Source organism: Celeribacter naphthalenivorans (assembly GCF_020524585.1).
Classification (GTDB): domain Bacteria; phylum Pseudomonadota; class Alphaproteobacteria; order Rhodobacterales; family Rhodobacteraceae; genus Celeribacter; species Celeribacter naphthalenivorans.
Genome location: NZ_JAIVLK010000001.1, coordinates 730,574 through 742,009, shown reverse-complemented (window position 1 = coordinate 742,009; position 11,436 = coordinate 730,574). Strand labels below are relative to the sequence as shown.

Below are 11,436 nucleotides of genomic sequence, written 5' to 3'. Positions count from 1 at the left end.
GCGGATGGCTACTATTGGATCACCGGCCGCGTCGACGACGTGATCAACGTCTCGGGCCACCGCATGGGCACGGCCGAGGTCGAAAGCGCGCTGGTCGCCCACGCCAAAGTCGCCGAAGCCGCGGTCGTCGGCATGCCGCATGAGCTCAAGGGCCAGGGCATCTACGCCTATGTGACGCTGATGAACGATGTGGAGCCGACCGACGAGCTGCGTGTGGAACTCGAGAAATGGGTCCGCACCGAAATCGGCCCGATCGCCAAACCGGACTTCATCCAATGGGCCCCGGGCCTGCCGAAGACGCGTTCGGGCAAAATCATGCGCCGCATCCTGCGCAAGATCGCCGAGAACGACACCGGGTCTTTGGGCGACACATCCACGCTGGCTGAGCCTGCCGTCGTCGAGGAGTTGATTGCGAATTCGCTGTATAATCTGAGCGCATAGCCCACACAGTTCGCATGGCGAACTCATTTTGCAAAATCACAAAGCCCACCCCGCACACGTGGGGCGGGCTTTTCATTTACACCTGAGCCATCAGGGCGAAACACTGCGCGTCCAGCGCGCGGACAGGCCCTCGCGGGGATGTACAGTCCAAACCTGCAACAAACAGGCGACCTCTGTCAGATTGCGTGGGAAACGAGAATGTTGCATGGGTTTTCCTCTTAAAGTGACCCAATCTTGCGCCCGGAACCTTCCGCTTTGGTTAACGGGGCCCCTCCTGCTCTGTGACATTCAATTAAACTTTTACAGTCTCCAAAACCGGCGCCTCTGAAGGGTTTGTTAACCCTGTTGTGCCACGCATAAACCTATGGATGTGCGTGAGATCGAGACTCAAAAAACATGGGAGGCGCTGGCGGATCGGGTCATGGCGCCCCTGCCCCAGCGTTGGCTCTATGGCGACGCCGCCGAGCGTGTCGGGCGCGAGGTGAAACGGTTTTGCGTTTTTGACGGTGACATGCCTGTCGCTCTGGCTCAGGTCGTGATGCGGCCCATGTTCGGCCTGCGCACAAGCCTCATCACCAGAGGCCCGCTGTTTTTTGACCTCGACACGGCGACACGTACAAACGCGCTGCGTGGCCTGCGTCGCGCCCTTCCCAAAGGGGTAAAACTGGCCTCCCCCGAAGAGCGCCTCAAACGCCTGTCTCTCTCCGCACCGCCCGAAATTGCAGAACTGGACCTGACGCCAAGCCTGTCGGGACTTCGGGCGCAGATGAACGGCAAATGGCGCAACGGGTTGAAAAAGGCCGAGGCGACGCGGCTCAAGGTGGCCCGACTGGAGGCGACACCCGCAGCGCTCATGCCATTATTGCAGGCGGAAAAAGACCGTCAGGCTGCGGGCAAATACCGTGCGCTTCCCCCGGAGTTTACCCTTGCCCTGCAAGAGGTTGCGCCGCGATCCCTGCGCCTGTTCACCGCGTCTGATGCGCACATGCTTTTTGTGGTTCATGGCAACACGGCGACCTATCAAATCGGACACAGCGGTCCTGAAGGCCGCGCGTCAAACGCCCATAACCTGATCCTTTGGGACGCGATGCAACGGCTCAAGGCGGAGGGCGTGATGCGGCTCGATCTGGGTACTTTGGACACGGCCAAGGCGCCCGATCTGGCGCGGTTCAAACTGCGCAGCGGTGCCACGGCGCGGCGCCTCGCGCCGGCGGCACTCATCTAGGATCAGGCACTGCGATAATATTTGCGCCGGGCCTCGACCTCGATGTCGAGACGGAGTTGCACCTGCGCGATCTGACGGATCAGCTTTTTGCGGGCCTCCGCCTCGACCGTGCCACGCATCTGCGCAGTCAGTGCCTCGATCTCTTTGCGCAGCTCAAATTCGCGCGGCACGACACCCGCCTCGGCCATGATGCGAAAGCCCGCCGCATCGCTGTCCGTGCCGCTTTGCACGTTCAACGGCTGGCCCGCCCCTTTCAAATTGTCAAGCTGACCTTCGGCCTTGGCCTTCAGAATTTGTCTTTCACTGAGCGTCGACCATTTCATCATCGGACCTCCACATCTGCCAAAGGGAATCGTCAACTCAGTTGACAGATTAAGACATACCGCCCTACAACACAAGAAAGGAGATTTCGATGTCCGACACGACGAGGAGCGACATGCGCCCGGCAGACCAGCTTTACGCCGGAATTCAACTGACCCGCCCGCTGCTGCGCAACATCACCGCAAGGGTGGAACACGATCTGCAAGGCACCGGGATCACGGTCGGTCAGCGGGCGATCTTGGAGGTGCTGTTGGCACTCGACCACGCCACCGCCCCACAGATCACCGCGCATCTCGACGTCACCCGGCAATTTGTCGGGCGTGAGCTCAAATCGCTGGTGGATGAGGGCAAACTTGAAACAGAGGACAACCCCGCACATCGCGCCTCGAAATTTTACCGGCTCACGGAGCGGTCGCGCGCGCAAATCCTGTCAATCCGCATGCGCGAAATGCAAGAGATCGCCGCCTTCGCACAGGGGTTCACGGAAGAAGAAATTCGAGGATTTTACAAAATCCTGACGGCCTTAAATGCTGCATTCTCTGAAACAACCAAAGAAAACCAATAGCCTATCCAATTGTTTTGTATGGTATTTTTTAAAAATCCAAAGACATTTTCGATTTTCTCAGGAACTTCCACCGGCCCGGTTTCATTGTCTCTCCATACCACATGCAAACGCATGACTGAGAGGAGAATAGAAATGAAAACCCTGACGCAGAAACTGATGACCACCGCCGCTGTGATTGGCCTTGCCGCAACTCCGGTCTTTGCCGAAATGACCAGCGAGACCGATGCGACCGTGTCTGAGGACGGCGTGACCATGCAGAGCGACACCTCCATGGAGGCCCCGGCTGTGGACGACGCCATGGAGAGCGCCGATGGCACCATGGACAACGCCGTTGACGGCGCAGAAGACACCGCTTCCGATGTGGCCGATGCCACGGCTGACACCGCGAATGAGGCTTGGGACGCGACCCAAGAAGGAGCGCAAAATGTCGCCGCCGCACTTGAGACCTTTGGTCAGGAGACCGTGTCCGAGATCGTCGGCACGCAGGTTCTGACCGAATCCGGTGAAGACATCGGCGAGATCGACGCCATCGTGATGGCCGAAGGTGAAACCAAGGCGATCGTGGGTGTCGGCGGCTTCCTCGGCATTGCCGAACATGACGTGTTGGTCGAAATCGACCAGTTCTCCATGATTGACGAGAACAGCGTGATGATCCAAGGCGCGACCGAAGAAGAGCTGAAGGCGATGCCCGATGTAAACCTTGCGGATTACGAAGAGGTCGAAGGTGACCTGACGCTCGAACAAGCGATGAATTCGTAATCTTTCGAACGTATGTCCCTCCCTGCCTCGGGACATGCAAGACCCGCCCCGGATCTGCTCCGGGGCGGGTTTTTTTCAAGAAATCGAAGCCGCTTAGTTCAGCGCCGCGTCCGTGATTTCAAGCGTATAGGCGCCTTCCGGCTCTTTGGTGATCACCGGATCGGACCCACCGGACAAAAGCGATTCCACGGTCCGCTCATAATCCGCCACGTCCAGCGCGCCGTTGGAGCCTGCGGTCAGCTTGGCCACTTCGGTCATCATACGAACCTGATGCTCCATGGTCTGCGCGCCGGTCTCGTCATACTCAAGCACGATCTCGGCGGCCTCTTCCGGATTCTCTTCGGCGTATTTCCAGCCCTCCATGGAGGCGGCGACGAAACGGGCCATCTTATCCTTGAACGCCTCGTCGGTCAGGCTGTCTTCGAGCACGTAAAGCCCGTCTTCGAGCGTCGCCACGCCCTGATCTTCGTATTTGAAGGTCACGAGATCGTCGGCGGAAATGCCGGCGTCGATGACCTGCCAATATTCGTTATAGGTCATGGTGGAGATACAGGCGGCCTGTTTTTGCAACAGCGGATCGACGTTGAAGCCCTGTTTCAGGACCGTCACACCACCCTCGGAGCCATCGGTCGGGATGTCGAGTTTGCCCATCCAGGAGAGGAACGGATATTCGTTACCGTAGAACCATACGCCCAGCGTCTTGCCCGGGAAATCCTCAGGGCCGGTGATGCCGGTTTCTTTCAGACAGGTCAGCATCATGCCGGAGGATTTATAGGGCTGCGCGATGTTCACCACCGGCGCACCGTTTTCGCGCGCGGCCAGAGCCGAGGGCATCCAGTCGACCATGACATCGGCACCACCGCCCAAGAGGACCTGCACCGGCGCCACATCGGGGCCGCCCGGTTTGATCGTCACATTGAGATCGGCCTCTTCGTAAAAGCCTTTCTCCAGCGCCACATAGTAGCCCGCGAATTGGGCCTGAGTGACCCATTTGAGCTGAAGCGTCACGTCATCTGCGGCGAAGGCACCAGAGCCAATAGCGGCCAGAGCAGCGGCGCTCGTCAGTAGCTTTTTCATTATCTTACAACCTCCAAGTTGTGTCTTTCGGTCGAGGATTTTTCCCCCGTACCTAGTATTGCGCGAGGTTACCCGCGTTGTGAGGGGTGCCAAAAGGTCACCCGTTTTTCGATGCCCGCAACCAGACCGTAAAGTGCGGTCCCGGTGACGGCAGACACCACAATCTCAGCCCAAACCATATCCGTTGCCAAGCGTCCCATCTCTGTCGTGATGCGAAAGCCCATGCCCCGGATCGGAGAGCCAAAATATTCAGCAACAATCGCCCCAATGAGCGCCAGAGAGGTGGCGATTTTCAACCCGTTGAACAGGAAGGGAAGCGCCGCCGGTCCGCGCAGTTTGTGGAGCGTTTGGATATGCGTTGCACCATAGGTGCGCATCAGGTCGCGGTGCATCGGATCGACCGCCGCCAAACCGCCTAAGATGTTCACCAACATGGGGAAAAACACCATGATGGCGACCACTGCGGCCTTGGAGTGCCAATCAAAGCCGAACCACATCACCATGATGGGCGCGAGGCCCACGATGGGCAGGGCTGCAAAGAAATTCGCCACCGGCATGAGGCCGCGTTTCAGGAAGTCAAAGCGGTCGATGATCAGCGCCAGAATGAGCGCCGCCAATGTGCCCATCCAGAGGCCATTCAAAGCCCCTTTGACCACGGTTTGCACCCAGTCTTCCCAGAGAATCGGCAGCGATCCGGCCATGGCCGCGGCAATTGCGGAGGGCGGCGGCAAGATCGCGGGAGAGACGCCAAAGACGCGCACGATGACCTCCCAAAGCACCAGCACCAAAAGGCCAAAGCCCACGGGCCAGACGATTTTCTCGAACGTCGTGTCAGGTCTCATACCGCACGCCCTCCCATCAGATTGCGCGCGAGTTTTTCAAACCCGCCGACGAGAAAAATCAGGATCGCGGCCAGGATCGCCGCCGCAAACAGCGCCGCCCACATGATCATCGGCTCGCCGAACTGCGACCCGATCAACATCCGCGCGCCAAGCCCGGCGATGGCCGATGTGGAAAGCTCTGCCACTACGGCACCGACAAAAGCGGCGGCGACGGAAACTTTGAGCGAGGCGAAGAAATAGGGCATCGACGACGGCAGGCGCAGTTTCCAGAACACTTCGCTCTGGCTCGCGCCGTAGGTTTTTAAAAGATCGAGCTGCATCTGATCGGGGCTTTGCAGGCCTTTGACCATGGAGACCAGCACCGGGTAAAAGCTCAGGTAAGCTGCGATGATCGCCTTGGGCACCATGAGCGTGCCGGTGCCGACCGCGTTCGACAACACGACGATGATCGGCGCCAAGGCCACAATCGGAATGGTCTGTGAAATGATCGCCCAGGGCATGAGCGTCAGCCGCCCGATCCGACTCAGCACGATGACGGTGGCAAGCGCGATGCCGATCACGATGCCGAAACCAAAGCCCAAAAGCGTGGTCTTGAGCGTGATCGAGCCCTGATAGACCATCGAGCGTTTCGAGGTGATTTTCTTCTCAATCGTGGTGTCCCAAAGCTCCGCCACGATCTGATGCGGCGCGGGCAAGAGCGGGCGTTTTTGCGACATCGTGTCGGTGATCAGCTCGGAAAACGTGACCTCACTGCCTGCGCGTTCGGCCTGATCATAGGTCCATGTGCTGTTCATCTTCACGGCCGCCGCGTACCAGATGACGATGAGCGCTACGAGGACAGTCAGGACGGGAATGATTTTACTCATACGTCATGTCCCGCTCTGAGGCCGTCCCGAACCCGATGCGCGATCTCGATGAATTCCGGTGTGTCGCGGATGTCGAGCGGGCGCTCTTTTGGCAGCGGGCTTTCGATCACATCGGTGATCCGACCGGGGCGCGGGCTCATGACGACGATTTTCGTCGACAGATAGACTGCCTCGGGGATCGAGTGGGTCACGAAACCGATGGTCTTATCGGTCGCAGCCCAGAGTTTGAGGAGTTCTTCGTTCAGCTTATCACGCACAATTTCATCAAGCGCGCCAAAAGGTTCATCCATCAACAAAATCTCAGCATCAAAGGCCAATGCGCGGGCAATCGAGGCGCGTTGCTGCATCCCGCCCGAAAGCTGCCACGGGTATTTCCTGCCAAAGCCCTTGAGATCCACCAGATCGAGCACCTTCTCAACGCGCTTGTCCATCTCCGCTTTCGGGAAATCCATGATCTCCAGCGGCAGCTTGATATTGCCCGCAATCGTGCGCCACGGATAAAGCCCCGCCGCCTGAAACACATAGCCGTAAGACCTTGATTTTCGGGCCTCTTCGGGCGTCAAACCGTTGACGGTCAGCGAGCCGCCCGTCGGCGTCTCAAGCCCGGCGATACAGCGCAAGAACGTGGTCTTGCCACAGCCCGACGGCCCGATGAAAGAGACGAAATCCCCCTTGTTGATCTGGAGATTGACGTCCTTGAGCGCATGCACGGGCCCGTCGTTGGTCTGAAAGGTAAGATCGACGTTCTGCGCGTCGATGACTGGCTTTTTCATTGGCTAATGTCTTTATACTCGCCGCGTTTTCGCGGTCTGTCCCCTGTTGTGCGGGCGGGCCTGAGACGGCCCCACCCTTTTTTGCCGTTTGGCTCAGACGCCGGTCACCGGAATGCCAGCGCGTTCCACCGGGCGTGGCGCGGTCAGTTCTTTCCACTTCGACAGCGCCTTGTTCACCGTCGCATTCGGGTCGCGGGCGATGAACTCGCCGTGGCCTTCCTTGGCCTTCAGCTCGCCCTTGTCGACCGCCACATAACCGCGGGTCAACACGTAGCGCGGCAGCGCCGTGACCTCGATCCCCTCAAAGACGTTATAGTCGATCGAAGAGGCCTGTGTCTCGGCCTTGATGGTTTTCGACATCGACGGGTCCATCACGATCAGGTCGGCATCCGCGCCCACCAAGACCGCGCCCTTCTGCGGGTAGCAGTTCAGGATTTTCGCGATATTTGTGGAGGTTACAGCGACAAATTCATTCATCGTGATGCGGCCCGTCTCGACCCCCATGGTCCAAAGCACCGGCAAGCGGTCTTCCAAACCGCCCGTGCCGTTCGGGATTTTCGAGAAATCGCCGACGCCGTAGCGTTTCTGCTCGGTCGTGAAGGCACAGTGATCGGTCGCGACGCAGGACAAAGTGCCCGAGGCCAACCCGGCCCAGAGGCTGTCCTGATGCTTTTTGTTGCGGAACGGCGGCGACATCACGCGACGCGCGGCGTGGTCCCAGTCCTCGTTGAAATACTCGCTCTCGTCCAACACAAGGTGCTGGATCAGCGGCTCGCCCCAAACGCGTTTGCCGTTCATCTTGGCGCGGCGAATAGCCTCGTGGGCCTCTTCGCAAGAGGTGTGCACCACATAGAGCGGCGCGCCCGCCATGTCGGCGATCATGATGGCGCGGTTGGTCGCCTCGCCCTCCACCTGAGAAGGCCGCGAATAGGCGTGTGCCTCCGGGCCGGTGTTGCCCTCGGCCAAGAGTTTCGTCGTCATCTCGGCCACGAGATCGCCATTCTCGGCATGGACCAAAGGCGTCGCGCCCAGCTCGGCACAGCGTTTGAAAGAGGCGAACATTTCGTCATCGTTCACCATCAAAGAGCCCTTATAGGCCATGAAATGCTTGAAAGTGTTGATGCCCTTCTCGGTCACGGTCTTCATCTCGTCAAAGACCTGTTCCGACCACCAGGTGATCGCCATATGGAAGGAATAATCGCAACAGGCCCGCGCCGATTTGTTGTCCCAAACCTTGATCGCATCCAAGAGCGACTGCCCCGGATCGGGGAGTGCGAAATCGACAACCATCGTGGTGCCGCCCGCCAGAGCCGCACGCGTGCCTGCGTAGAAATCATCCGAGGAATGCGTGCCCATGAAGGGCATTTCCAAATGCGTATGCGGGTCGATCCCGCCCGGCATCACAAAACAACCCTCCGCATCAAGGATTTCATCACCCGTCAGGTCCGGCCCGATCTCGACGATCTTGCCATCCTCGATTTTCACGTCAGCCTTATAGGTCAGATCGGCGGTGACGACCGTACCGCCTTTGATCACCTTGCTCATAACTCTCTCCTTGTCGGTCCGGCGATGCTTTCGTGAGCACCTGCCTTCTTTTGTCTCTAAATATCCCGGGGAGCGCGAGGGGCTGGCCCCTCGCCCTTTCTCTCACTCGACGATCTCAGCGGTTTCCAAGACCGCATGCAACAGCACATCGGTCCCCGCAGCCGCCCAATCCGGCGTGATCTCTTCGGCCTCATTGTGCGACAGACCGCCGACACAGGGGCACATGATCATCGTGGTGGGCGCCACGGCGGCGGCCCAGCAGGCGTCGTGACCGGCCCCCGAGACGATGTCCATATGCGAATAGCCTAGCGTTTCCGCAGCTTTACGGACATTGGACACCAGCTCCGGCGTGAAGGTCACCGGGTCGAAATGGCCGACGGGTTCGACGGAACAGCCGACGCCGATCTCTTCGCAAATCTTCGCGGCCCGCTCTTCGATCTGGCTGCGCATGGAGGTCAGTTTGGCGATGTCCGGCGTGCGGATGTCGACCGTGAAGACCACAGTGCCCGGCAACACGTTGCGCGAATTCGGTGTGAATTGCATCTGGCCGACACCGCCCACGGCGTTCGGCTGGTGATCCATCGCCACCTCTTGCACCATCTCCAAAATCCGCGCCATGGCGAGGCCTGCGTTGGTGCGCATCGCCATGGGCGTCGAGCCCGTGTGCGCCTCTTTGCCGGTGAGCGTGAATTCGAGCCACCACAAGCCCTGACAATGGGTGACGACGCCGATGTCCTTGCCCTCGGCCTCCAAAATCGGCCCCTGTTCGATGTGCAACTCATAGTAAGCGTGCATCTTGCGCGCGCCGACCTCCTCGTCGCCTTTCCAACCGATGCGGGCCAGTTCCTCACCATAGGTCTTGCCCTCAAGGTCCGTGCGCCCATAGGCGTAATCCAGATCGAGCTTGCCGGCGAAGACACCAGAGGCCAGCATCGCAGGTGCAAAGCGCGCGCCCTCTTCGTTGGCCCAGTTGGTCACCACGATCGGGTGTTTCGTCTTGATGCCAAGATCGTTCATCGTCCGCACGGCTTCCAAAGCGCCCAAGACGCCCAGAACCCCGTCGTATTTCCCGCCCGTCGGCTGGGTGTCGAGGTGCGAGCCAATGTAAACCGGCAAAGCCTCCGGGTCGGTGCCCTCGCGAGTCATGAACATCGTGCCCATGGCATCGACGCCCATCGTCATCCCCGCCGCTTCGCACCAGCCCTGAAACAGCTTGCGCCCCTCGGCATCCTCGTCGGTCAGCGTCTGGCGGTTACAGCCGCCCGCGATCCCCGGCCCGATCTTTGCCATCTCCATCAAACTGTCCCAAAGACGTTCGGAGTTGATCTTGAGGTTCTCACCAGCGGCGGCCATGGGGTTTCCTTTCCATAAATCTGTCCTGTCCCAAATGATCTGGGTCCAACTTTGGGTTGGCGGCATTGCCTGTGTCCGAACAGATGCGGCCCGCCTCAGACCCTCAAGTCTGGCCCTCAAGTTTGACCATTTGGTCAAGAGCACACTAGCAGCACCGCGCGCAGACGCGAAACAGAGCAAACGCCTAAAACCCATGCAAACTTGCATCAAGTGCGGATTTAAGGCAATTCAGACTTCGATTTGGCGTTTTTTTTAGCAAATATAGAGCAACAAGCGCTAGAAGGCAGGATGGAAATGGGAATCGAGCGACACATGCCCGGACGACAACCGCGCACACGCATTCAGAAAAAGAACACGGAAACCATCCTGGAAGCGGCTTTGGACGTGTTTTCACAGCATGGCTTTCGCGGCTCCACCCTCGATCAGATCGCCAAGGCGGCGGGGCTGTCAAAGCCCAATCTGCTCTATTACTTCCCCTCGAAAGTGGCGATCCACCGGGCCTTGATCGACGAGTTGATGCAGAATTGGCTCGATCCTCTGCGCAAAATCGAGGCAGACGGAGAGCCCGTCGAAGAGCTTCTCGCCTATGTTTTGCGCAAACTCGAAATGGCCCGCGAATACCCGCGCGAGAGCCGATTGTTCGCCAATGAGATCGTTCAGGGCGCGCCCAATATCATGGACAAGATCGAGGGCGAATTGAAAAGCCTCGTCGATGAAAAGGCCCGCGTGATCGAGGGTTGGATCGCCTCTGGCGCGCTGGCGCCGATCGATCCCTATCATCTGATTTTCTCGATCTGGTCCACGACACAGCACTACGCCGATTTCGATGCACAGGTGCGTGCGATCCTGCGCCCTGAGGGAGACGCGCATTTCGAGGATGCGGCGGCCTATCTCGACACGCTGTTCCGTCGGATGCTGACGCCGGTCTGAGGTCCTTAACCGGCTCTTAACCATACATCAAAATACCCGTGGGTATTAACCTTTCAAAAACCATAACGTTTTATAAAGAAAGATGGTGGGGGCTCCTGAGAAAAGGAGCTTAGCATGACCAATATCGCGGGCGTGCCGGCTTTCGGAGGTGGTGGATTTGCATTCAGACAACCGCCAGATCCGCCGAAGCCAGACGTTCCTCAGATCGCGGAAACCGCGCTGAACGGAACGGCAACTTATACGAAAGGGAACGAGCTTCCCGGCCAGAATGGCGATATCCTGTCTTACAAGATTGACGAGGTGTCTGACGCCTCTTCCGTCACCGCGTCCGAGCGCGCGATGACATCTGAATATGACACCGATAAAATGGAGCTTCCCGACGACATCCTGACCGGCCCGACGCCGGCGTTTCAGGCCTCTGTCCTCGAAGTGGAGCTCGATCTGCGCAACACGATTGCCGAGATTGCCGCAAAACGCACGCAAGTCGAAGATGAGGCGGCGATTGCGCCGAGAAACGCAACCAAGGCAGAGAGTGCGGAGGCAACCGCACCTGTCGAGGCGACGACAAACGCCTCTGAGGACAGCGCAAAAGACATGGCGACCGAAGAGGTGATGGCGCTGAGCGATGCGCCTGCGGAGGCCATTGACCCAGAAGCCCGGCTCTCCGGCCCGGCTGCGGTTCAAAGGACACCTTTTGACGGCTGACGTCGTGACCCTCTAAACCTGGGGCGCCAGGATG

13 protein-coding genes are annotated in these 11,436 nt (G+C 59.0%); 6 read left to right on the top strand and 7 right to left on the bottom strand.

The window, feature by feature from the left end:
* Both LC094_RS03570 and LC094_RS03565 read left to right on the top strand, forming a co-directional pair.
* Positions 1-441, top strand: a 441-nt coding sequence (locus tag LC094_RS03570; RefSeq protein WP_449727667.1) for an AMP-binding enzyme, incomplete at its 5' end; no start/stop codon positions are given.
* A 364-nt stretch (positions 442-805) separates the two neighbouring features.
* Complete coding sequence (locus LC094_RS03565) at positions 806-1,666, top strand: GNAT family N-acetyltransferase (RefSeq protein WP_226550321.1); 861 nt, start codon at positions 806-808, stop codon at positions 1,664-1,666.
* A gap of 2 nt (positions 1,667-1,668) precedes the next feature.
* Here LC094_RS03565 and LC094_RS03560 read toward each other — a convergent pair whose 3' ends face one another.
* Positions 1,669-1,992, bottom strand: coding sequence for a DnaJ family domain-containing protein (locus LC094_RS03560; protein ID WP_226550320.1), 324 nt, complete (start codon positions 1,990-1,992; stop codon positions 1,669-1,671).
* Between the two features lie 86 nt (positions 1,993-2,078).
* On the opposite strand from LC094_RS03560, the gene LC094_RS03555 reads away from it, so the two are divergent.
* Both LC094_RS03555 and LC094_RS03550 read left to right on the top strand, forming a co-directional pair.
* The gene (locus LC094_RS03555; protein WP_226550319.1) at positions 2,079-2,552 is read left to right on the top strand and encodes a MarR family winged helix-turn-helix transcriptional regulator; all 474 of its coding nucleotides are present in this window, start codon (positions 2,079-2,081) and stop codon (positions 2,550-2,552) included.
* A gap of 132 nt (positions 2,553-2,684) precedes the next feature.
* Positions 2,685-3,311 (top strand): PRC-barrel domain-containing protein, encoded by a 627-nt coding sequence (locus LC094_RS03550; protein ID WP_226550318.1) that lies wholly within the window; start codon positions 2,685-2,687, stop codon positions 3,309-3,311.
* Between the two features lie 93 nt (positions 3,312-3,404).
* Here LC094_RS03550 and LC094_RS03545 read toward each other — a convergent pair whose 3' ends face one another.
* The 6 genes from LC094_RS03545 to LC094_RS03520 form a co-directional block, all read right to left on the bottom strand.
* Positions 3,405-4,388 carry an ABC transporter substrate-binding protein gene (locus tag LC094_RS03545; RefSeq protein WP_226550317.1) on the bottom strand — a complete coding sequence of 328 codons (984 nt, stop codon included), beginning with the start codon at positions 4,386-4,388 and terminating at the stop codon, positions 3,405-3,407.
* Between the two features lie 68 nt (positions 4,389-4,456).
* Complete coding sequence (locus tag LC094_RS03540) at positions 4,457-5,230, bottom strand: ABC transporter permease (RefSeq protein ID WP_226550315.1); 774 nt, start codon at positions 5,228-5,230, stop codon at positions 4,457-4,459.
* A complete protein-coding gene (locus tag LC094_RS03535) occupies positions 5,227-6,096 on the bottom strand; it encodes an ABC transporter permease (protein WP_226550313.1) in 870 nt (289 codons plus the stop codon). Before LC094_RS03535 ends, LC094_RS03540 begins: the two co-directional genes overlap by 4 nt.
* A complete protein-coding gene (locus LC094_RS03530; RefSeq protein ID WP_226550312.1) occupies positions 6,093-6,869 on the bottom strand; it encodes an ABC transporter ATP-binding protein in 777 nt (258 codons plus the stop codon). Before LC094_RS03530 ends, LC094_RS03535 begins: the two co-directional genes overlap by 4 nt.
* 93 nt (positions 6,870-6,962) lie before the next feature.
* Entirely contained in the window at positions 6,963-8,414 is a 1,452-nt protein-coding gene (gene hydA / locus LC094_RS03525) for a dihydropyrimidinase (RefSeq protein WP_226550311.1), read from the bottom strand.
* A 102-nt stretch (positions 8,415-8,516) separates the two neighbouring features.
* On the bottom strand, positions 8,517-9,767 hold the full coding sequence (locus LC094_RS03520) for a Zn-dependent hydrolase (protein WP_226550310.1): 1,251 nt from the start codon (positions 9,765-9,767) through the stop codon (positions 8,517-8,519).
* Positions 9,768-10,079: 312 nt separating this feature from the next.
* On the opposite strand from LC094_RS03520, the gene LC094_RS03515 reads away from it, so the two are divergent.
* Together LC094_RS03515 and LC094_RS03510 are read left to right on the top strand one after the other, a co-directional pair.
* Positions 10,080-10,697 (top strand): TetR family transcriptional regulator C-terminal domain-containing protein, encoded by a 618-nt coding sequence (locus LC094_RS03515; protein WP_226550309.1) that lies wholly within the window; start codon positions 10,080-10,082, stop codon positions 10,695-10,697.
* A 114-nt stretch (positions 10,698-10,811) separates the two neighbouring features.
* Complete coding sequence (locus tag LC094_RS03510) at positions 10,812-11,402, top strand: hypothetical protein (protein WP_226550308.1); 591 nt, start codon at positions 10,812-10,814, stop codon at positions 11,400-11,402.
* Positions 11,403-11,436: the final 34 nt, after the last annotated feature.